Genomic DNA, 22,820 nt, shown 5'->3' with positions numbered 1-22,820 from the left:
TGTCTTTGTATAATGTAGTTGCTAATTGAAAATGATTATCAATTTCATCTATGTGAAATATTATAGACGTCCATTCTAATAAGGGAGCGATAAGTCACATGTCTAAGAAGAAAATTAAAACCTATCAGCAATTGATTGAAGAGAATAAAAAGGCCATCATGCGCGATCCTCAAATGATGGAAAGTATTTACGAAACCATTGACAAAAAACACCAGAAGCAACTTGCAGCTGCTGGGCGTGAATCATAAGTACAAGAGGAGCAGTCATCACTGACTGCTCTTTTGTCTGCTTCAACAAAATAAAAAAGCCGATAAAATCTGTTATTCGATTTTATCGGCTTTTGTTTTAATGTGATTTCGCTACACGGTCCTGCTTCATTCCTAAATAAATGAGCATATATGTGAGATAACCCATTGTCATCGTTAAACCACCGAAGAAAAATTGAGAAAAGACTGGTTCCTCAAATGTCGTGACGGCAGCAAGAACGATCCAGCTCGCATATAAATAGACCATGAACCATTTCATGTTTCTTTTAAGTGTATACAGAAAGAAAAGACCCGCTAACGAAAAGATCCCCAGCGCTAGTCTGAAATAAACAAGGTGATCAAACTGGAAGGCAAAAGACACAAACGAAAACGACAGCAGCAACAAAATTGGTAAAGCCGTAATGAAATTTTTCACGATAGTGCCACCTCCATGACTCCTTCTTATTATAAGACAAAATCAGCCGGTTATCGTGAAATACAGACTCGTTTTCACAAAGATGTCACGAATTTTTCTTGTTATTTGACACAATTTTTACACATTTACATCACGTTTCCAAAAAAGAATCCAAGCCGATCCAATAAAGAAAACAAAATGCGCCCCTATTATAAATAGAGAAAACAAAATGCTCATCCCATGAAAAGGCGGCGGTCCTTGAAAGCTGTACTGAGTAAAGTCCGTATTCGCGAAAAGGAGGATTTTCCCCCACTGATTTTCTAAGAGAGACATGATCGGTACAAGTGATTTCGCCGCATATAAAACAAAAAACGAGGTCACAAGGGCAACAAGACTGTTTCTAAACAAACTGGAACACATAAAAGCAAAGCTTGCCATCATGATCACTTCCACCCACTGAGATCCAATGACGGCAAACGTATGCTGAAATAATTGCCCCGTTCTTTCATCAAAATCAGTACCGAAGAAAATAAGACCAAATAGAAAAGCCAAAACATAATAAAAAACAAACAAATAAATGACTGTCAGTACAAGTGTGATGTATTTTGACAGAAAAATGTGCAGTCTTGTTTTTGGCCGGATCAATAGAAACTTGATCGTCCTTTTCTGAAACTCTGTTGAGATCAAGGTCGCACCAATAACAACAGCAAGTACCTGCAAAATAAACACGACGTTCGTGGAATAAGCAAAATAGTTCGCGACTGTGTCTTGTCCACCAAAGCTTGATATGACTCGTTTCAAGGTTAGAGCCATGGCCAGTTGAAATACAACGATCAATAAAAGAGCAATGAATGTGATCTTTTTCATCATGATTTTCTTATGCTCATTCTTGATGAGGTTAAGCATCTGTCGTCCCGCCTTCCGTCCATTTCATAAATGCCTCTTCAATTGACTGCTTTTGAGGCATCATTTCAAGTACATCAAACCCCGCCAGCACAAGCTGTTTGTTCAGCTCTGGCACACGTTCTTTGTTCAGTTGAAGCAGTACACGCGCTCCATTTCGTTCATATGTATAGTCGTGTGCGTCAAGCCATGAGACCGCCTTTTCTACTGGCTGAATATTCATCAGCACCTGCTCTTTCCCCTCCATATCCCGGAGATGAGTACTAGCTTTGATCTGTCCCTTTTGAATGATAATCATTCGGTCACATAGCTCCTCTACCTCATGCAATAAATGCGTCGCAAATAACACCGAGGTTCCTTCTTCCTTTACAAGCATTTGTAAGTGCTCCCGGAATTCCTTCATTCCTGCAGGGTCCAGTCCATTTGTCGGTTCGTCTAAAATGAGCAGGTTCGGACGATGCAAAATAGCTTGTGCAATCCCAAGCCTTTGTTTCATCCCTAGTGAATACGTCTTGACCTTCTGATGAATGGCATCCTCAAGACGAACTCTTTCCACCACTTCCTGAATGCGTTCCTCCGTCACGCCATCGTGCATCGCTGCATACATTTCAAGGTTTTCAAAGCCCGTTAAATACGAATAAAATTCTGGGTTTTCTATGATCGCACCAACAGATGACATCGCCTTAAGAAAATCCTCATCTTGTGAATATCCATTGATCATGATGTTGCCATTGTTTTTTTTCATCAAGCCAACGATCAATCGAATCAAAGTTGTTTTTCCAGACCCATTGGGTCCAAGTAATCCAACAATTTCTCCTTGCCCAATGTCTATAGAAATATCCTGCAAGATCATTTTCCGGCCAATTTGTTTATCGACTTTCTCTACTTTTAAAACAGCAGACTGCAAAGTGGTTCCTCCTTCTGATGTAAAGCCTGTGGCGGCAGTTATGACCGCTCATCCTGTAAAAAGTATATCACGCGAGACAAATCAATCCATGAAAAAAAGGACTGATCCATTCAGCCCTTCTTGCTTATTACAGTGATAAGTTAGGTGTCGGCGCTTCTTTCTCGTGTTTCTTTTCGGTTTCAGAAACAATGACCGCACATGCTGCGTCACCTGTAATATTAACTACGGTTCTTGCCATATCTAATAAGCGGTCTATGCCAAGGATCAGCGCTATTCCCTCAACAGGAAGATTCACGGAATTTAACACCATGGCCAGCATGATGAGTCCTACCCCTGGGACACCTGCTGTACCGATACTTGCTAAAACAGCTGTTAAGACAACCGTCAGCATTTGAACAAGCGTCAGTTCAACCCCATACACTTGAGCGATAAAAATGGTCGCAACACCTTGCATAATGGCTGTGCCATCCATATTAATGGTTGCACCCAGCGGCTGCACAAAGCTTGAAATAGGCTCTGGCACCTTTAAACGCTTTTGCGCTGTTTCCATTGATACCGGCAGTACTGCATTACTGCTTGATGTACTAAACGCAACAACCATCGCTGGTGAAAATCCTTTAAAGAATGCCATTGGATTTCGTTTAGCTAAGATAGCAATGGTTGATCCATATGTCAGGAAGAAATGCAGGATAAGCGCAATTAACACGACCGAGAAGTAAAGTCCCATCGCTTTCATGGCATCCAGCCCCTGACTGCCGATTGCCGTTGCAATCAAACCGAATGTCCCGTACGGTGCAAATTTCATCACAACACCGACAAGATACATCATTAATTCATTTCCTTGTTCAAACAGCTTCAGTAAGCCTTCCGTTTTTTTACCAAGCATGGCTATGCCAAGACCTAAAAATACACAGAAGACGATAATTTGAAGCATATCTCCTTCAACTAACGATTGGACTGGATTGGTTGGAATAATGTTGAGTAGTGTTTCTGCCATTGATGGGGCTTCCTCTGCGGAATAATCAGCCGCTTTTGTATCAAAATCGCCGAAGGCTCCCGGCTTGATCAATAAGGCTAATGAGATGCCAATGATGATGGCAAAAGTCGTAGTGAGCAGGAAATAAGTAATGGTTTTTGCGCCGATTCTGCCTAGCTTCTTCGGATCGCCAAGGCCTGCTACACCGAGCGTGATCGAAAAGAATACAATGGGCACAACAAGCATTTTAATCAGGTTTAAGAAGATTTGACCTAGAGGTGTAAATAAATAAGGGTCTAACACTTTGAATACATTTGGAGCAAAAAGGTTGAGCAGCAATCCTGTGATTGCACCTACAAACAAGGCAATAATAATTTTCGTCGCCAGCTTCAATAAAATCTCCCCTTCCTCGTCAAAAAGCCCACGAGAGAGTCTTCTCGTGGGCCTGCGTGTCCATACATGTACCACTGTCTACTCTCTTCACGCTGATGAGGTTAGCTGACGGGTTAGGACGAAGAGATGTCCTTTTTTCTCAGATAAGAAAAATTCACCCCAAAAACATGGGTCCCCCATTCCTTTAGAAAGATTAAGCGTGTGGTAATATGATATTTTCATACCATTTATACCTTATTTTTAGAAAATTGTAAACAGGTTCATATGAACTTTTTAATTACTTTCTTCCCTATTTGTCACTTCAAGAATATCTAAAATAAACACAAAGATTGGGATACCGATAATAAGTCCCCAAATGCCAATATAGTGTTCAGAGAAGATCAGCACAATAAACGTGAAGAAAATAGGGAGTTCTGTTTTAGCTGACATGAGCTTCGGATTCAAGAAGTATGCTTCAATAGCATGGATAATCACAATCACCAGCACAATATACAGGACATACATTCCGCCTCCGAGTGTATACGCAATGATGCTGAGTGGAATAAGAGAGATAACCACACCCGCTACTGGGATTAATCCTAGCAAAAAGACCATGACCGCTAATCCAAATAACTGCGGGAAGCCCATAATGCCTAGCGCAATGGTCGTTAGCACACAATTAACGGTTGCAATAATAAACTGTGCTTCGAGTACTTTTCCAAACGTTCGGGAAAATTTACGTCCAAAGAAGGCAATTTCATGATAGAATACGGAGATTTTACTCGTTTTGAACTTGTTCATGAATTGAATGAGGCGTTCTTTTTCGAACAGGAAGAACATGCTTAATATTAAGGACATAATGACCTGGATACTGAACGTGCTGAAATCGGTTATGTATGTATAGAGGAAATTAAACCCTTTCTCAAAGAAAGCTGATATTTTGAAATCTCCGAATACGTTCGTGATGACGTCAAAGAAGGGTAAATCTTGTGGGTGATCTGCAATTTTCTTTCCTAAATGGAATAGCTGCTCTACCTGTTTGGCGATGATTGGTACAAAAACGAATCCGCCAAATGTCAATCCACCAGCCAGAAGAATATACAAAATGGTAATGACCGATTTCTGTCCTATTTTCAGGAAGCGATTTAAAAAGCCTCTAATGACCTCTTCCAACCGATTCATCAAAAAGGTGAAAATGAAGGTCAAAAGAATTAAATTCATCATTCCTCTTAATAGATATAATGCTGTAGCTAATACTACAAATACTGAAAACCGCTTAACACCGGGTTTTTCGAACAATTTTAAAAATGCCGTCATTACGTTACACACCTGCCAGGACTAAAGTCTATTTTTCATCGTATCTGATATACATTATATCGGATCTTTCTGTAAATTATATAATAAAAGGTCAAAGAGGTCTTACGATTTGAATTAATTTTATTGGTTTTTCTTTTTTACACAAAAAAACCGAACCCATGTAGAACATAAGGTTTCGGTTTTTGGTTGTTTTTATACTAAACAGCTTGCTTCATATTCCGCATTTCCTGAAGTGCTGTTTTGCTCTTCGCTTCGTCAAATTCACCTTCACTCTTCGCGACAACAATTGTTGCGATGCCATTTCCAATGAGGTTTGTAATCGCTCTTCCTTCACTCATGAAGCGGTCAACCCCAAGCAGCAGTGCTAGACCCTCTAACGGAATGACCTGTAATGCCGCAAGAGTAGATGCAAGCACGATAAATCCGCTTCCTGTCACCCCAGCAGCTCCCTTTGATGTAAGCATCAGAACAAGGATAATAGTGATCTGCTGACCGATCGACAGGTCTACACCAAACACTTGCGCCAAGAAGACGACAGCCATTGATAAATAGATTGAAGTTCCGTCTAGGTTAAAGGAATAACCTGTTGGAATGACAAGACCGACAACAGACTTAGAGCACCCGTAGCGTTCCATTTTATCCATCATTCTTGGCAGCACGGATTCTGAAGAACTTGTGCCAAGTACAATTAAAATTTCATCCTTGATAAACCGCAGATAACCGAGCAGGCTGAAGCCATACATTTTACAAATGATGTTCAGTACAACGAAAATGAACAAGAACATGGTCAAATAAACGGAGAGCATCAGACTCGCCAGCGGTTTAATCGATGCCAAACCAAAGTGTCCGATCGTATAAGCCATCGCCCCAAATGCACCAAGAGGCGCAGCACGCATGATATAACCAATGATTTTAAAGAAAACAAGTGACAGCTTATCAAGCCATTCGATGATGCCTTTCCCCTTCTCGCCAAGAGCAGCGAGCGCGACACCGAATAGAATAGAGAAGAATAAGACCTGTAAAATATCACCCTTCGCAAAGGCGTCTACCATGTTAGAAGGAACGATGTGTGTGACGAATTCCATCCAGTCGATACCCTGTCCCCCATTTTGGGTATACTGTGAAACGTCCCCTTTTTCAAGCTTGCTATAGTCAAGACCAGCACCTGGCTTCATGATATTCACCACAAAAAGACCGATGACTAGAGCAAGTGTCGTGACAACTTCAAAATAAATAAATGCTTTTCCCCCAACTTTCCCAACCTTTTTCATATCACCCATCTTGGCAATACCAAGAACAATGGTTAAGAAAATAATTGGTGCAATGACCATTTTAACGGCATTGATAAAGGTGTCACCAAGCGGCTTCATTTCTTTTCCGACGTTTGGCCAAACCATCCCGACAATGATCCCGATAATGACAGCTGCAATTACCTGAAATGTCAGGTTCTTAAAAATCCTTTTCATAAAAAATCAACTCCCTCACCCTTTGATGTAAACGCTTAACTATTATCTGTAGATAAATGATAGCGATTTCATCAAAGGCTGTGAAGCTTATGGACATATCGTACATTTTGGTCTTTTTGGTCTCTTAGTCAGAATGTACGATATATTTATTCACAGGCCGTCCTACCCCGCCATATTGCATATCTAATTTCAGCTCGCCTTCTTTAACGAGAAAGTCTAAATACCGACGTGCCGTGACGCGGGCAATGCCAAGTGCATTGGCGACTTCTTCTGCAGACTGCGCGCCTTCCTGCAAGCCCATATACGCTTTAATTTCGTTCATCGTATGCACATTCAGCCCTTTAGGAAGCCAAGTATCTTCCTGCTTAACAGCAGGCTTTCGTATGATATCATCGAGCATCTCCTGAGAGAATTCTGCTGCAGTTTGGATTTTTGATTTAAACGCCTTATAGCTTTCAAGTGATTCTTTCATTCGTTCAAATTTGAATGGTTTAATAATATAATCCCGCGCACCATTTTGAAGCATGATGCCGATGGTCTCTTTGTCCTTCGCTGCTGAAATGACAATCACGTCCACTTTCATCTTCTGTTTTCTGATGTCTTGCAGCGTTTTGACGCCATCCTTTTTTGGCATATAGACATCAAGTACCACGAGGTCTGGACGAATTTCTTTGATCAGCTGGATGCCCTGCTCCCCGTTCCCAGCGACAGCTGCTACTTGAAAGCCAGGAACACTCATAATGAACTCTTTATTCACTTCTTGCACCATCGGGTCATCTTCAATTAACAGCACCTTAATCTGAGTCATCTGTCTCTCTCCTCTATGGTCATTGGGAATTCGATTGAGAAGGTGGTACCAATGCCGATGCTTGATGTGACCTCTACATTTCCCATCCCTTTGTCGATAATCGTTTTTACAATATACAGGCCATAGCCTGTTCCGCCCTCTTTGCCATGTGTGAAGCCTTTATCGAAAATAGAAGGAATCATTTCTTCTTCGATCCCGGATCCATTGTCTTCAATTAAAATTGCGAGAACATCCTCCGTTTGATCGATACTAATGGAAATGACTTTTGTGTCTCTTTCTACAGTATCATACGAAGCAAAGGCGTTCTCAATGAGATTTCCGAGCAGCTTTGTCATATCATGCTGATCAAGCCGTTCAGGGAAATCACGCAGACAGCTATGTTCATCTACTTCGACCATGATGCCAAGCTCCTTGCCCCTTCTGATTTTGCTCATCAATAACCCTGCGACAGCATCATGCTCTATGACGCGATGAAGAAAGTCCGTCACATGTTCCTGCTCCTCTGTCGTTTGAAAGGCTAGATCGAGCGCCTGATCGGCTTTACCAAGCTGAATCAGCCCGGCAATCGTATGAAGCTTATTCATATGTTCATGGTTTTGCACCCGCAAACCGTCCACAAAGTTCTTAACCCCTGTGAGCTCCTCCGCCAATTTTGCTGCTTCTGTCCGGTCCTGAAAAATGGCGACCGCTCCGATGATCTTCTTTTTCATGACAATCGGAATCCGGCTGCTCATGATCCGCTTTCCGCTCATATGAATTTCTTCATTGTAGACGGGTTCTGCGCGATCAATAATCTCAGGAAGTCTCGTATCAGACAGCACACCCCAAATATTCCGGCCCACGACATCACCTGTTACGCCAAAAATCTGCTTCGCCTTCTCATTAAAAATGGTGATCATGTGCTGATTATCAATGGCGATGACCCCTTCATTAATAGAGTGAAAGGTTGCAGTGCGTTCCTCTAGCATTCTGACAATCTCATGCGGCTCCAGCTTAAACATTTGCTGTTTAATATGACGGGCGAGCAAAAATGAACCCACAAGCCCAAAGCTGAGCGTCAGCAGGAGGATCATGAGGATATCCTGCTTCATTTCTCCTAATATATCTGCCATACTTGGCAGAGTTCTTCCTACAAGCACAACCCCTGTTTGATTAAATTGATCATCCTTGACTGGATAAAAAGCTCTGATGGCTGTTCCAAGCTCTCCCTCTGCTTCTGAGAAATAAATATGCTCTGCAAAAGCCGGCTCTTCATCAGTTCCTTCTGAGCGCTGGCCAATCCTCGTTTTCACTGGATGCGTTAATCTCACATGATCCATATCCATCACGACAATATAGTCAGCATCTTGAATAATCCGAATCTCTTCGATTGCATGCTGTAATTGATCACGATCCTTTGTCTGATCAGCTAACGCCTGCTTCACCTCATTCATCTCAGCCACGGTTCTCGCCGTGTTCATGAGTCTTTTTCGAAGCTCCCGTTCCTCTGTCTGCTGAATTCCCCCAACGAGAACAATTCCTCCGATTAAAAGGGCGAAAATGACAACGAAATATGTGAGGATGGTAAGCTTCCATCTAATAGATAATTGTTGTAATTTCAATCGATTTCTCATCATTTTTTTCACCTGTATCTTTACGGATTCTTCCTCTGTCAAGTATGCTTGACATAAGGGGGATCTGACGCATGAAGAATTTACTCGCTTATACACTATTGCTCATGATCGGTTTTGTAACCGCTTTATACTTTGGTTTTTATCATATGATGCCAAAATCAGCGACAACCTTTGATGATGAACAGACAGGGCTGAAGGACCAGCTTGTATTCAAATTCAGCCATGTCGTGGCAGACAATACACCTAAAGGACTTGCCGCAAAGAAATTTGCTGAGCTCGTGCACGAAAAATCCGATGGAAAGATCAGCATTCAAATTTTCTCCAATGGAAGCCTTTATTCTGATATTGAAGAAATAAATGCACTCAAAGAGAATCAAGTTCAATTTATTGCTCCGTCTACCTCGAAGCTCGGCATGCTGTCCCCTGAGTGGCTGGCACTTGATCTTCCCTTTGCTTTTTCAAATTACAATGCGGTTCAAGAAGGCCTGCAAGGTGCAATTGGACAAAGGTTGTTTGGCACGCTGCAAAAAGATGGGTTAAAGGGAATGGCTTATTGGACAAATGGCTTTAAGCAAATTACTTCTAATAAAGGGCCAATCAAACAGCCGGCTGATTTAAAAAACCAGTCTCTCCGCATTATGCAAAGCGACATGATTGAAAAACAATTCAAACTCCTTGGCGCAAAGCCCTATCAGGAATCATTTAATTCAACGTTTCAGCTATTAGAAACCAAAAAAGTAGACGGTGAAGAAAATACCATTTCAAATATTTATTCAAAAAAATTCTATCATATACAAGACTATATGACGATAAGCAATCACGGGTATTTAGGCTATGTGGTCTTAACAGATCAATCCTTCTTTGACCGCCAGACACCCGAAACGAAGCGAATTTTACTTGAAGCCATGGAGGAAACAACGGCTTGGAATGAAAAGCATGCAGAACAGATGAACAAAGATCAGCTGGAGGACATTAAACGTGAATCGCAGATTGCCATTCATGAATTGACGCCAGCTGAAAGACAAAAATGGATGAAAGCCCTTGATCCTTTGTATGATGAAGCCGAAAAAACGATCGGCTCCACCCTCATCAAACAGATCCGCGAACTGCGTGCACGTTATGAACACTCACCTATTCATGCTTTTCAGGAAGAGGATGAGAGCAAATAAAAAATCCCTTTGATATGGGATTTTTTTATGCGCCGGACTCACTCTGTTCTTGCTGCGTGAGCTCTTCTAATCTTGTTAAAATTCTTCGCTTTCGGTATTGCATCATGCCTGTTTCAGCAATTCCTTTTAATTGTGAGCGGTTTGAAACGGCACCAAACAAAATTCCGGCGATGGGAACAAGTTGAAATAGTTTCTTCCAGCCGAACGAATCCCGGTAATTATAGACGACCTCACGCCACCCTTGGATTTGGGAAATCATGTTTTCATGCTTACCTTCGGATGCATGATAGCTTTTGAGTTCTTTTAGAATCGATTTCTTTCCAACGACATCCGCGGAGTTCAGCTGCAAGCATTTAATGATGAAGACCCGCTCGTCTTTGTTTTTAGGATCATAGCCATAGGTAACGGCAATATCCTGTAATGTTTTCAGGGAGAGACCCAGGACCGCAGGGATATCAGCGGCTAGCGTAAACATTCCGCCGACACCAGTTGTCGCCCCTTGCACCGTCGCGAGATTCGTTCTGTTTTTCCCCATATGTTCACTAATGGCATCCATCATTTCGATCGGGGCCTTTCCAATATCCTCTATGCGCTGAATGGATTCGTCTGCACATTTCTTTTGAAATTGATGAATGATGCCTTTTTCCGACGTCAAATAGGCACCGCCAGATTGAATGTAATGACCCATTTCGTCTAGCAGCACACCGATTTTTTTCTGAATAAAAGCAGGCGTGAGCTTGTCCAGCATTTGAAATGGAAGGCGGCTGAGCTTCTCCCAAAACCATACCTTTTGCTGGTCTTTCTCCCACTTTTCGATCTCCTTTAATTGTGCTTTTAGCCATTCTCTTTCCTCCATGCCATATGCCTCCTTAGATGCCGCTGAAGTATTTGTCTGTTATTATACACAATCCTTGTCCATCATACGTATAGAACATTGAAGCGGTTCCGAAAGGTTTTAATCTTTTTCAAAACGGTTATTGCTTAATAAACAAACAAAAGAGGAGTGATCAACATGTTAGGATTTCTAATTTCATTAGTTGTGGCGATTGTCATTGGTCTCATTGGGAGTGCACTCGCTGGAGGCAGTGTACCAGGAGGATGGATCGGCTCAATGATTGCCGGGTTTGTAGGCGCTTGGATTGGTCATGGATTACTTGGAACGTGGGGTCCTAGTCTGGCAGGCTTTGCGATCATTCCAGCGATCTTAGGAGCAGCCATCTTTGTCATTATTTTAAGCCTGATCTTCCGCAGCGTGGGATCAAGGGTATCTTAAAAAAACAAATAACAGAGGAAGCAGTAGGGACACCGTCTAAGGGGCGGTGTTTTTTATGTTGCGCGTTGACAAGGTATCTATTTTTTTCACTTACATATGATAAACAAACCTATTAGTTCAGATAGTTGACTTTTCATGAAGATGGGCATATGATGATTAAAAATTGCATGAAGGAAACTTTTTGTGCCCAAGCAAAACTTTGTAGAATCTAGGTGATGACATATGACAAACAAATACATCGAGGCACAGGCACACATGTCAGCGGCAGCTGAGCGTGCACTTGAAGGTAAGGTCAAAGGATTTAGAAGGCTTCTTCCTTTTCTAGGCCCTGCTTTTATCGCTGCCATTGCATATATTGATCCAGGGAATTTTGCCACCAACATTGCGGCTGGCTCTAAATATGGATATCTTCTCTTATGGGTCATTCTTATATCAAATCTCATGGCGCTGCTCATCCAATCCTTATCCGCAAAGCTTGGAATAGCGACAGGGAAAAACTTACCTGAAATCGCACGTGAAGAGTTTCCGAAACCCGTCTCCATTGGTTTATGGATTCAGGGCGAACTCGTTATTATTGCCACAGATTTAGCTGAGTTTATTGGAGCGGCACTTGGTTTATACTTGCTCTTTCGGATTCCTTTGCTTGAAGCATCTATTATTGCAGCCATCGGATCATTTGCGATTTTAGAATTGCAAAGAAGAGGATATCGAGCATTAGAAGCCGGCATCACCGGCATGTTGTTCGTTGTCGTGATCGCTTTCGCTGTGCAAACCTTTGTCGCCAAGCCTGATATGGCAAGTGTCGCAGGCGGGCTTTTCATTCCAAAATTTGAAGGCACAGATAGTGTACTGCTTGCAGCTGGAATTTTAGGTGCCACTGTAATGCCGCACGCGATCTATTTACATTCAGCATTAACCCAAAGAAGAGTCGTCGGCAGAACGGAAAAGGAGAAAAAACAGATTTTCCGCTTTGAGTTTTTAGATATCCTCATTGCGATGCTAGTCGCTGGAGCCATCAATGCCAGTATGTTGATTGTGGCAGCCGCTCTATTTTATAAAAATGGTCTCTTTGTTGAAGATCTGGATGTTGCGTTCCAGCATTTTAGCACACTCGCAGGTCCTGTATCAGCTATCTTATTTGGTGTAGGCCTGCTTGTAGCAGGACTATCAAGCTCTTCTGTCGGTACATTGTCAGGCGATATCATTATGCAGGGTTTTATTGAATACCGCATTCCACTGTATGTCCGCCGGCTGATTACTATGATTCCCCCTATTGTGATCATTGCATCTGGGGTGAATCCGACATCCGCACTTGTGATGAGTCAGGTGGTCTTATCCTTTGGTATTGCCTTTGCTTTAATTCCGCTCATTTTATTTACAAGTAAAAAACGAATTATGGGCGAATTAACGAATGCCCGCTGGGTAACAGGAATATCTTGGGTGATAGCAGCTCTTGTTGTCGCACTCAATCTCTTTTTAATTGTGGATACGTTTATGTAAAAGACAGTAGTGATGCTGTCTTTTTCTTTTCATATGGTTATGGTAAAATTCCCCTGAGAGGATGTGGGCACATGTTTTTTTATCAAGATCAAGAGATATCCATGCGGCTGCTTGAGCCAAGAGACGCACGAAGTCTATATTTGCTCATTCAGCGGTCAAAAGAGCATTTACGTGAATGGATGCTTTGGGTGGATTCAACGAAAACAGAAGAAGACAGCATGGCGTTCATTCAAGGCGCAATGCAGCAAGCCATGCAGAACAACGGTTTTCAAGCGGGCATCTGGTCACATGGAGAACTTGTCGGGATCATCGGCACCCACCAAATTCATTGGATCGACAGGACTGTTTCAATTGGCTATTGGCTCGGAGAAGGCTATCAAGGAAAAGGCATCATGACAAAAGCGTGCAAAGCAGTCATTCATTATTTATTTGAAGATTGTGGACTGCACCGCATTGAAATCAGGGCTGCTGTCGATAACCTGAAGAGCAGACGCATCGCAGAGCGATTATCCTTTTCGCTTGAAGGCATTTTGAGACAATGTGAATGGCTGGGCGACCGCTTTACGGATCATTGTGTATACGCCCTTTTGCAGCCTGAATATATGAAAGAAAAAACGCATTCTATGAATCAGCCCACGTAATTGTGTCGATTGCATGAATTATTTTACAAAGTGAAGCTTTGTAGTATCGATTGCGATCAGCATCTGATAAAATAGAAGGAAAAATCGAGGTATGAAGTATGTCTCTTATTATTTTATTTTACTTATGGATTGTCCCTTTATTATTTGGCATTTTCTTCTCATTCTTAACAAAGAAAGCCACATACAAACGCCGCTTTGTCCCATCATATAGCATGGCAGGACTCAGCATCGTTTTTCTCATTCTGGCACTTGTCTTTTCAGCCAGCCATTTTCTATTCATTTGCGGTATGTTCCTATTTGCCACCACCCTTGTCGGCACAGGCATCCCTTTATTTTTAGCCTTTACAAAAACACCATCATAAACAAAAACCACCTTTTCGCAATGGAAAGGTGGTTTCTTTTTTATTGATTTGGCATTCTGTAAGTCACAGTGGCATCTTGATTGGCTTCAATTACTTTCACAATGTCTTGAAGGATCTCTGCTGCACGATCGTTTGAGTCATACTTACCGAGCGTCTTGACCCAAGTATCGCTTCCTGCGATCATCCCTTCAATCTTTTTGCCGGCTACTGTGATTTCGTGGACATGAACGAAACTTTGCTGGTTTTGTGTGAAAATCCATAGCATGGTTTTAGCTCCTTTTTTGTGGTGATTGGATTAGTTTAACATGTAATTTCCAATTATGAGTGGGTGATTGAGTTTGCAAGTGCATTTTCAGTTTAAAAAACCTTGATATTTCGTAAAAAAATCAAGGTTAACATAGTATCGTAATCTTTTAGTTTTTATGTCATCATTTAGACGTTAAAATTACATAGGTTCTTTTACTGGCAAAGCTCCATTCATTATTCTTTTATTAATTGTTCACTTTCACTCATCAGACATAGCATCGTCGTAATCCTGTAATTCTTCCATTATTTCTTTTAATCGCTCAATACTATTGATCAATTCATCGTAAGAAATTTCTTGATAATTAAATATTCCTTCACCATATTCATCACTATCAAAGATTTTCACATCCGCTCCCAAATTCAGTAAAGCATCAACTAATTCCTTTAAACTTTCCATACTATCAATATCATTTGCATCCGTTTCGGAAAAAAAGTCCTTGTTTTCAATCCCACTTTTTATATCTGTAATTCCTAAACCGGTGTACTTTCTTAAAGGTAATACATATTTATTAATTGGACCTTTTGAGCTTATCTTAATAGCTATCTTACTCATATTTTTCCTCCCTATTAAAATTCCTCTAAATAATCTGGATTAACAGGTCTACCAGGTGCATTTTTGCTATAACTTCCTCCATGCCAACCCTTTAAATGTTCTCTTCCAGTCACAGGATAAATTAATTCTCCTCTATTACTGATATGTGGATAATTCATAGCATTGTAAGTATGGTGTCCGATAATGGATTTCCCATTATATTGTGGTTTTTTGCTTTTTAAAATCTCTTGTTTTTGTTCATTAGTCCAATTCCTTGTTGTAGATTCTCCATCTAAAATTCTTTTCTTTTCTTGTTTCCAGAATTCAGTAACCCCTGCAGCCCTTCTTTTGGAGAATCTTTTATCCCATTGATATCGTTTATACTCTTCCTTTGTAACAGTACGATTTTCAATCTTTTCCTTTATTTTCTTCTGTTGATTCCGACTTAACGATTTGTAAGGTGTAACTTTTGTAGTTAAATCTAATTCTACTTTCTGTACCCTCTGAGCAATAATTTCTTCACCTACTGCTACTTTTTTATTACTCAAAGTTTTTTCTGTACTCTTAATCCCCATCTTCCCATGAAACCCTTTAGCTCCAAACGGCAAAAGCATACCAAGCGCCGCGTTTATGCTCGCTTCCTGCTGTTCTTTTGAGATCTTGTTTCCAAACATGTCTCGGCCTGTGATCGCTTCGCTGAAGCCGTTGGTGGCGGTGAGTCCATATAAACCTTTTTGCGATGTTTTCAGGGCGTCAAAGGATTTTTGTGATGTCTTGTAGATATCGACTGCCCTGACTGCGGCTGATGTGGCTTGGGTCGTTTTATAGACAGCTTTTCCGCCTTTGAAAATGCGGCCTGCCCAGCCGAGGATTGGGATGTAGCCTGCTGCTGCCATGCCTCCTGCCGCGACTCGCTGGCCTGCGGTGAGTTCCTCGCCTGTGATTGGATCAACGCCTGTTGCGGCACGTTTTGCATCGTTTACGCCAGTCAGTTCATTCACGATGTTTCCACCATAATCGAGGGCTTTTTCATACCAAGGGCGGTTGGCGAGGGCTTCTTGTTCCTTTGCGATCTTACGGGCTTCTTCTTGTTCTTTTTTGATTTTCAGATATTCAGAAGTTTGCTTCTCAATATCGCTCTTTGCCTTGTAGATTTCGCTATTTTGATACGCTTTCTTGTCAAAATTCATAGGCGAAATCGCTTTTCCGTCATTTGTCGCATTCATCATTTCAGCGTACAATGCCATTGTAGCTTGCTGCTCCGTCTCTGACAAAGCATATTCATCTTTTAAATTTTGATCAAGCTCTCTTAGTTCTTTGACCGTCTTTTTTCGTTCATCTTCCGCATCTTCTATTTTTTCATCAAAGGTTTGGCTATCAAATACCTCTAGGGAAATGAGGTCATCAATGTCTTGAAAAATCGTTTTGAGTGCCTTTTTTTGATCTTTCACAATGCTTTTGGCATTCTTGATGCCCATATGTACTGCGTTGTCTAAAAAGTGTTCTTCTACAAAGGTATCGCCGCCAAAGCTCGTATCATCCAGTGTCCCAGAAACACCTTCATGAAAGACTTTTTGCTTATCAATGAAGCTGATAAACATGTCTACATTTCCAGCAAGCTCTTTATAAAAGCTTTTAATGTTATCGGCTCCTTTCCCAGTGAAATCATCACCGAGATTGGCAACACCTTGTAATGCCTTTTTTAAATCTACCATTTGTTCGCGGAGTTCCTGGTAGTGTTTTGCCCTTGTATCCATGGCACTGGTTAGTGCTTTTGCATCAAGTATCTTACCCAGAAGAAGTCACTCCCTCCATTATTGATCATAAAGTCTATTTTACCTTTCTCAGCGAATTGGAAAAATAGGCTTTAAGTTACAAAAATAATTTCCAGATATTTTTAGAGGGAATAAAACAAGTGATAATTGAAATGTTTTTTCCTTTCAGCAAAAAAAGTCAGTCCTCTTTTGAGAGGACCGACTACATTTTGTTTAGAAAAAGCGTTTTAAACTTTTCTTGAGTGGAGGGATATCCAGCTCGCCTTTTTCAAAGAATTTTTTCAGTAAGTACTTACTAAAACCAGCTGCTTGTGTGTACGTAATTTTCCCAGGTAACGGCGGTTCATTGGTGACAGCAACATCAATAATGACGGGTTTATCTGATTGAAGGGCTGTATCAAAGGCTGGAGCTAGTTCTTCATGTGATGACACAGAGATTCCTTTGCCGCCACATGCTTCTGCGAACTTAGCAAAATCAATATCTTCCAGCTCTATACCATAATTGATGTTTCCTTTTACCTGTTGTTCATATTCAATCATTCCAAGGTTGTTGTTGTTTAAGATCACAACAACGATCGGCAGTTTATATTTTACCGCTGTCACAAAGTCTTGCATGACCATTGTGAAGCCACCATCTCCGCAGACAGCAACCGCTTGACGATTCGGTTCATTTAACTTAGCAGAGATCGCTCCAGGCAAACCACAGCCCATTGTGGCAAGCCAGCTGGAGATGATGAAATCCTGCTGTTTCATTTCGAAATGGCGGGCCATCCATACGGTTACATTCCCTACATCTACAGAAAGAATGGCGTCGTCTTCAACTGCTTCTTCTAGTCTAGCAATGACTTGCTGCGGTTTAAGTGGTGATGTGGCAACGGATTTTTCCTTATCCATTTCTTCTCGCCATTTCATCATATGCTCTGTACAAGCTTCAAGGAAACCACGCTGCTCTTTATATTCAATGTAGGAGGTCAGTTCCTGCAAACCACTCTTGCTGTCACTCACGATTCCTACGTCTACTGGATATCTTTTACCGATTTGATCTGGTTTAATATCCAGTTGAATGGCAGGTGTGTCCTCTGGTAAGTAGTCTCTATATGGAAAGGAAGTTCCAAGCATAATTAAGAGATCACACTCTTCCATCGCTTCATAAGCTGGCTTCGTTCCAATTTGACCTAGGTTTCCTAAAAAGTACGGATGCCTGTCTGGCACAACCCCTTTTGCAGGAAGTGTGATGACGATAGGTGCAGCAGCCTTTTCTGCAAATGAAAGAAGCTCTTCTTTTGCATTTCGTAATCCTTTACCTGCTAAGATGACTGGCCTCTTCGCATTGTTAATTAGCTGTGCTGCCTTTAGCAGTTGATCTTTCTTTGGCCGTACCTCTCCCTCAACATAAAGAGGAGATGTATAAACTGGCTTACGCTTAATTTTTTGAGAAAATAAGTCATCTGATACGGTGAGAACAGCCACCCCTTTATGGGTATAAGCTGCTTTAATGGCTTGATTCAATAAATCAGGCAGCGCTTCTGCTGTTTGTACCTGCTGATTAAAGACAGCGACGTCGTCAAACATCCGCTCTAATTTGATTTCTTGAAATGTGTCTCTTCCTACTTCATTCGACGCAACCTGCCCTGCAATTGCTAAAACGGGTGCGCCATCTGCTTTTGCATCGTATAGTCCATTTAATAAGTGGACAGCACCCGGTCCAGCGATGGATAAGCAGACACCGAGCTTACCTGTTAGTTTGGCATCAGCCGCCGCTGAGAGTGCCGCCACTTCTTCATGTCTCGTTTGTATAAATTGTATTTGGCTTGATTCATGCCTAAGCTCTTCAATCAATTCGTTTATGCTGTCGCCGGGCATTCCATAAATATGTTTTACGCCCCACTCTTCCAGTAGCGCTGTTACTTCTTTTCCTGCGGTTCTTTGCGGCATGTGAGAAAACTCCTTTTTTCTTACTCCATACCACCGCACCCTTTTGATCAAACGTTTCAACTTGCTGCTACTTTTTAAAATGATATGGAAGGGTGGCGACCACAATATCCCGTTTCCATAATAGACGGAACCTTAATAAAAAGGCAGATTGGTTATGCAAGATCGTATGCCATCTTTTTTTCGGGATAAATTGAGGCACGAGCACCATCACTTTATATTGATGCGCATTTGCTTTAGCCTCAACCGTTTCAAGAAATTTATCAAGCGGATGAATAAGACTTCGATAAGACGAATGCAATATCACAAGCCGCACACCGCTGTTCAGTTTTTCCCAATCCGCTTCAATTTTCTTATCTTTTTCTTTATCAAAAGATACATGAACTGCTATGACTTGCTCTGATAAGGATTTTGCATATTGAACAGATTGCTCGACGACTCGTGTTACTCCTGCTATTGGCACGATGACCACATTTCCTTTAATCTCAACAGGCTCTGTTTCATTCATTAAACGCAGTTGTTCTCCGACAGACAGATAATGCTTTTTTATGGAATGAAAGATCAATAGCACAATTGGCATGAAAACAAATACTGGCCATACAAGATGGAACTTGGTCAAAATGAGAATCATGAGAACCGTGAAAGAAATCAGTGCTCCGACTATATTGATAGGCATTTTCGTTTTCCAGCCCTGCGGTTTTTCACGAATCCACTTCACACACATACCGGTCTGTGACAAGGTAAATGGAATAAATACACCGACAGCATATAGCGGAATGAGGTGTTCCGTTTTCCCATCAAACAACCAAATGAGCAGCATGGAAGCTACACCTAAAAAGATAATGCCATTAGAGTAACCGAGTCGATCCCCTCTTACAGTAAACATGCGCGGCATATATTTATCCTTTGCTAAGTTGACCGCCAATAAAGGAAAGGCGGAAAAGCCGGTGTTTGCCGCTAATATCAAGATTAAAGCCGTGACAGCCTGAATGACATAATAGAAAAATGTACGTCCAAATGTATCTGATGCAATTTGTGATACAACCGTTTCTTCTGGCTTTGGTGAGATGCCAAAACCAAACGCAAGCAATGTCACACCAACAAATAATACGGCTAGTAATCCACCCATCATCAATAATGTTCTCGCTGCATTTTGTGCAGCTGGTTTTTTAAAGGATGGAATGGTATTTGAAATGGCTTCTACCCCAGTTAGTGCAGAACAGCCAGATGAAAATGCTTTTAATAAAAGAAATAATGTAATACCAGGTACATGTGTGCCGATCGCTGTATGCTCAGGTGCTGGAGGCACACCTCCTGTTAATAATTTAAAGCCGCCGACTCCAATTAGTATAAGGAGTGATAATACAAACAAGTATACGGGATAAGCCAAAATAGATGCCGATTCTGTCAATCCACGAAGGTTAAGCACCATGATCAAAATGACCAATACAATTGAAATCAGCACATGATATGGATATAGTGCCGGAAAAGCCGATGTGATGGCATCAGTACCCGCTGATATGCTCACTGCTACAGTCAGAATATAATCTACAAGCAATGATCCGCCAGCGACCAGTCCTGGCTTTTCACCTAAGTTTCTGCTAGAGACGACATAAGCCCCTCCGCCTTCTGGATAAGCATAAATAATTTGGCGGTAAGATAAAATTAACGCCATTAAAAGAATTAATACACAACCTGCAATCGGGAGTGAGTACCAAAATGCTGCTGCACTAACGACTGAAAGAACAATCAAGATTTGTTCTGTACCATATGCAACGGATGACAATGCGTCTGATGACAATAATGCCAACGCTTTGATTTTTGATAGTTTTTGTTCTCCTGCTGCCTGTGATTTTAATGGTTTCCCAATTAAAATACGCTTCATCAAACTGTACATGTGATGCCCGCTCCTTTAGTGTCAAAACGATTTAAGTTACAAAAGATGGATCGCCAAAAAGACACAGAGGCAATAGAATGCCCCTGCGTCTATTGTTTAGATCACAGGTTGGTCTTTGCTCTCTTTAACGCTTACGAGGTTAGCTGACGGATTCGGGCGCATGAGACTTTGCCCTACCTAAAAAGGATTCACCCCACGTGGTGTCCTGCACCACTAATGGTTCCCCCGCTCATTGAAATGATTCAGCGATTGGTCTTTTATAAAAGAGATCATACTCCCGTTTGACACCAAAGTAAAGACATTTTTTCAAGGTCTTTTGATCGTTTATCAATCAGTCTTTTTGCGGTTTTTTCGCACGAAATAAATAATCAGCCCCACCACAAAAATAATCAGCGCAGCGATACATGCAAAGTAAATCCAAGAATCATCGATGCCTTGCTTTTCATCTTTTTGGAGATCATTTGTTGTGCTGCTGACCGTTTGATGATTAGAGAACATGTCTTTGTTTTTGCTCTCGATTGCGACTGTTGCCGTTTCCGTATTTGTTTGCAGGAAATGAAGCACTTCATGTGAAAGATCAGCGTCAGCTGCATTCATTCCTGAAAAGACGGTCATTGTCTGTTCTTTATTCCATACAGATGGCTGCGTCCATACGATACGAGCAGTCGTTTCGTTGATCATGCCAAAGGAGGATACATCATACTGATACTTTTTCACTGGAACGATGAGATCGTCTGCCTTTTCTTTTAAAAGAGAGAACGTTTGAATGCCCCCGATGAAAATGAGAGAGTGATCTTTTAATTGATCATTTGTCACATTTGAAGCTTTGATCAAATGATATTGGGCAGCTTCCGGCTGACTAAATGATTCTGTCAGCATCGCCATTTGATTGATCGTTTCTTGCTTGATTTGATCTGGAATGACGATCAATGTTTTTCCTTGCTGCGATGTGAAAGGAAGCGGCCATGCGGCTAAATCCGGTGTATCACTAGTCGTACCTTCTGGTATTTGAAGAGAGCTGTTCTTATCAATGTAAATCCAGCCTTCTTCATCCGTATGTCTGCAGGATTCCATGTTTTTAAAGCCTGTAGTAACAAATTGCAAATCAATATATTCGTTCTTTTGGAGTACTTGTGAATCTACTGGAATTGACACATGATAGAATCCATTCTCATCTTTGTTTCCTAGTTTTGTTAACGGTACATCGTGTGGTTCGTTATTGATCATGACTGTTAAGCGTTCCGCTTTGTTCGCTATATCAGATTTTTTAAATGATAGATTTAGCTTTGCACCTGATTTTTGATTAGCGATCAATGCCTTCGGATAATAGTAATGTTCAGACGACGTTTTCTTGGTTCCAACTGTGACATCCTCTCCACCGAAATCTTTTAAACGAATTTGATGAGATGGTTTTGATGCTTTAGCCGTAACCTTTTGAAGCAGTAAATCGCTACCAGTGAGCTGACCAGTCAGTTCTGGTTGAGTTAGGACATTGATTTTTTCAGCAATTGTTTTTGGCTGCTTAGCAGTGACAAATAAAATAGGCTGTTCTTTTTTCTTTCCTGTCAAGGCTCTCACCGCTAATGTGAGCTGATTGCTTGCTGTTTTCATTTTCGCAGCTTGCTCGATCGATTTCACTCGTCCATCCCAGTTTCCTTTTGCTCCCACAGCAATGGTTGGATGCGCGATTTGCTTGATGTCCTTTTCTTGGACAATTTTGAGGTCTGCTTGGCGGTCTTTGTTTTTCAATGTACGGTATACTTTCATAGCCGCTTCTAATTCAGCTGCTTGCGGTGAATTTGGAATCACAATATCTGTTTGTTCTTTCTGATCACCTGTTTGAATGAAAGGTGAAGGGAAGCTGTCTAACGTCACGTCTTTCGTTTGAGTTCCTTTGAAAGCCAGCTCACTTTCAGGATATACTTTCAGCCAGTTGGCAGGTGTCTCTTGGTTGATACACACACCTTCTTTTAACACGCCATAAAATGCGAGCTGAATTTGATGAGAACCTTTTTTCAATTGCGATTTGCTCAATTTGATTTGAATTGATTTCTTTTGGTTTTTCCCTGATACGGGAATGGTCTTTTCAATCTCTCCATCGATCATGACTGTGAACGAAGATGGCGAAATGAGTAATGGTGAAGCCTCTATATTCAATGTAAGGATGCTAGACTCTACTTTTTCTTTCTCTATTTGATAGGAAAATTCAGTGCGGTCTTCTTGTCCATACAAGGTCACTACATCTTCTGATAAGTGCTGCGTTTCTGTCTGGCTTCCTTTAGATGAGCGAATCCATTCATCTTTCACTTGTACTCGATTTGATTGCGCCATTGCTTGACCCGCCATGAAAAAAGGCTGAATGGCAAGGGATATCATCAATATAAAAATCATCCATTTTACCGATTTCAATT

21 protein-coding genes and 2 riboswitches are annotated in these 22,820 nt (G+C 41.3%); of the genes, 6 read left to right on the top strand and 15 right to left on the bottom strand.

Annotated features, from left to right (window positions below; all coding sequences use genetic code 11):
• The first annotated feature begins 98 nt into the window (after window positions 1–98).
• The gene (gene fbpB / locus MHH61_RS11440; RefSeq protein WP_065215285.1) at window positions 99–248 is read left to right on the top strand and encodes a Fur-regulated basic protein FbpB; all 150 of its coding nucleotides are present in this window, start codon (window positions 99–101) and stop codon (window positions 246–248) included.
• 97 nt (window positions 249–345) lie between these two features.
• Here fbpB and MHH61_RS11435 read toward each other — a convergent pair whose 3' ends face one another.
• The 8 genes from MHH61_RS11435 to MHH61_RS11400 form a co-directional block, all read right to left on the bottom strand.
• Window positions 346–681, bottom strand: coding sequence for a hypothetical protein (locus MHH61_RS11435; RefSeq protein WP_017366657.1), 336 nt, complete (start codon window positions 679–681; stop codon window positions 346–348).
• Between the two features lie 117 nt (window positions 682–798).
• A complete protein-coding gene (locus tag MHH61_RS11430) occupies window positions 799–1,566 on the bottom strand; it encodes an ABC transporter permease (protein ID WP_125587438.1) in 768 nt (255 codons plus the stop codon).
• On the bottom strand, window positions 1,559–2,470 hold the full coding sequence (locus MHH61_RS11425; protein ID WP_025093589.1) for an ABC transporter ATP-binding protein: 912 nt from the start codon (window positions 2,468–2,470) through the stop codon (window positions 1,559–1,561). The genes MHH61_RS11430 and MHH61_RS11425 overlap by 8 nt, the downstream gene beginning before the upstream one ends.
• A gap of 127 nt (window positions 2,471–2,597) precedes the next feature.
• On the bottom strand, window positions 2,598–3,839 hold the full coding sequence (locus MHH61_RS11420) for a dicarboxylate/amino acid:cation symporter (protein ID WP_024425376.1): 1,242 nt from the start codon (window positions 3,837–3,839) through the stop codon (window positions 2,598–2,600).
• A 76-nt stretch (window positions 3,840–3,915) separates the two neighbouring features.
• Window positions 3,916–4,049: riboswitch (cyclic di-AMP (ydaO/yuaA leader) on the bottom strand.
• A gap of 63 nt (window positions 4,050–4,112) precedes the next feature.
• Complete coding sequence (locus tag MHH61_RS11415) at window positions 4,113–5,135, bottom strand: AI-2E family transporter (protein WP_024425375.1); 1,023 nt, start codon at window positions 5,133–5,135, stop codon at window positions 4,113–4,115.
• A 197-nt stretch (window positions 5,136–5,332) separates the two neighbouring features.
• The gene (dctP, locus tag MHH61_RS11410) at window positions 5,333–6,601 is read right to left on the bottom strand and encodes a C4-dicarboxylate transporter DctP (protein ID WP_034622583.1); all 1,269 of its coding nucleotides are present in this window, start codon (window positions 6,599–6,601) and stop codon (window positions 5,333–5,335) included.
• Window positions 6,602–6,725: 124 nt separating this feature from the next.
• Complete coding sequence (locus MHH61_RS11405; protein ID WP_024425373.1) at window positions 6,726–7,409, bottom strand: response regulator; 684 nt, start codon at window positions 7,407–7,409, stop codon at window positions 6,726–6,728.
• On the bottom strand, window positions 7,406–9,010 hold the full coding sequence (locus MHH61_RS11400) for a sensor histidine kinase (RefSeq protein ID WP_024425372.1): 1,605 nt from the start codon (window positions 9,008–9,010) through the stop codon (window positions 7,406–7,408). Before MHH61_RS11400 ends, MHH61_RS11405 begins: the two co-directional genes overlap by 4 nt.
• A gap of 83 nt (window positions 9,011–9,093) precedes the next feature.
• Between MHH61_RS11400 and MHH61_RS11395 the strand changes: the two genes are divergently transcribed.
• Window positions 9,094–10,191 carry a TRAP transporter substrate-binding protein gene (locus tag MHH61_RS11395; protein ID WP_125587439.1) on the top strand — a complete coding sequence of 366 codons (1,098 nt, stop codon included), beginning with the start codon at window positions 9,094–9,096 and terminating at the stop codon, window positions 10,189–10,191.
• A 25-nt stretch (window positions 10,192–10,216) separates the two neighbouring features.
• On the opposite strand, the gene MHH61_RS11390 is transcribed toward MHH61_RS11395, so the two are convergent.
• Window positions 10,217–11,047 carry an EcsC family protein gene (locus tag MHH61_RS11390; protein ID WP_087976904.1) on the bottom strand — a complete coding sequence of 277 codons (831 nt, stop codon included), beginning with the start codon at window positions 11,045–11,047 and terminating at the stop codon, window positions 10,217–10,219.
• Between the two features lie 156 nt (window positions 11,048–11,203).
• Between MHH61_RS11390 and MHH61_RS11385 the strand changes: the two genes are divergently transcribed.
• The 4 genes from MHH61_RS11385 (at window position 11,204) to MHH61_RS11370 (ending at window position 13,967) form a co-directional block, all read left to right on the top strand.
• Window positions 11,204–11,464: a GlsB/YeaQ/YmgE family stress response membrane protein gene (locus MHH61_RS11385; RefSeq protein WP_024427360.1), complete on the top strand. Its 261-nt coding sequence runs from the start codon at window positions 11,204–11,206 to the stop codon at window positions 11,462–11,464.
• A 222-nt stretch (window positions 11,465–11,686) separates the two neighbouring features.
• Window positions 11,687–12,964, top strand: coding sequence for an Nramp family divalent metal transporter (locus tag MHH61_RS11380; RefSeq protein ID WP_125587440.1), 1,278 nt, complete (start codon window positions 11,687–11,689; stop codon window positions 12,962–12,964).
• 71 nt (window positions 12,965–13,035) lie between these two features.
• Window positions 13,036–13,605, top strand: a complete 570-nt coding sequence (locus MHH61_RS11375; protein ID WP_125587441.1) for a GNAT family N-acetyltransferase — start codon at window positions 13,036–13,038, stop codon at window positions 13,603–13,605.
• 98 nt (window positions 13,606–13,703) lie between these two features.
• Window positions 13,704–13,967, top strand: a complete 264-nt coding sequence (locus tag MHH61_RS11370) for a hypothetical protein (protein WP_008346966.1) — start codon at window positions 13,704–13,706, stop codon at window positions 13,965–13,967.
• A 40-nt stretch (window positions 13,968–14,007) separates the two neighbouring features.
• Here the strand turns inward: MHH61_RS11370 and MHH61_RS11365 are convergent, their stop codons facing one another.
• The 6 genes from MHH61_RS11365 to MHH61_RS11340 form a co-directional block, all read right to left on the bottom strand.
• Window positions 14,008–14,232, bottom strand: a complete 225-nt coding sequence (locus MHH61_RS11365) for a hypothetical protein (RefSeq protein WP_024425367.1) — start codon at window positions 14,230–14,232, stop codon at window positions 14,008–14,010.
• 240 nt (window positions 14,233–14,472) lie between these two features.
• On the bottom strand, window positions 14,473–14,826 hold the full coding sequence (locus MHH61_RS11360) for a hypothetical protein (protein WP_025093596.1): 354 nt from the start codon (window positions 14,824–14,826) through the stop codon (window positions 14,473–14,475).
• A gap of 14 nt (window positions 14,827–14,840) precedes the next feature.
• Window positions 14,841–16,562 carry a T7SS effector LXG polymorphic toxin gene (locus MHH61_RS11355; RefSeq protein ID WP_169510861.1) on the bottom strand — a complete coding sequence of 574 codons (1,722 nt, stop codon included), beginning with the start codon at window positions 16,560–16,562 and terminating at the stop codon, window positions 14,841–14,843.
• Window positions 16,563–16,793: 231 nt separating this feature from the next.
• Window positions 16,794–18,515 (bottom strand): pyruvate oxidase, encoded by a 1,722-nt coding sequence (locus MHH61_RS11350; RefSeq protein WP_125587510.1) that lies wholly within the window; start codon window positions 18,513–18,515, stop codon window positions 16,794–16,796.
• A gap of 67 nt (window positions 18,516–18,582) precedes the next feature.
• A complete protein-coding gene (locus MHH61_RS11345) occupies window positions 18,583–20,409 on the bottom strand; it encodes an APC family permease (RefSeq protein WP_125587511.1) in 1,827 nt (608 codons plus the stop codon).
• A 113-nt stretch (window positions 20,410–20,522) separates the two neighbouring features.
• Window positions 20,523–20,667: riboswitch (cyclic di-AMP (ydaO/yuaA leader) on the bottom strand.
• Between the two features lie 69 nt (window positions 20,668–20,736).
• The gene (locus MHH61_RS11340; RefSeq protein ID WP_125587512.1) at window positions 20,737–22,818 is read right to left on the bottom strand and encodes a cellulose biosynthesis cyclic di-GMP-binding regulatory protein BcsB; all 2,082 of its coding nucleotides are present in this window, start codon (window positions 22,816–22,818) and stop codon (window positions 20,737–20,739) included.
• Between the last annotated feature and the right edge of the window lie 2 nt (window positions 22,819–22,820).

Origin of the sequence: Bacillus sp. FSL K6-3154 (assembly GCF_040869395.1) — a bacterium.
GTDB lineage: Bacteria > Bacillota > Bacilli > Bacillales > Bacillaceae > Bacillus > Bacillus safensis.
Note: the sequence above shows the minus strand (reverse complement) of the source record. Positions and strands in the feature narration are given on the sequence as shown.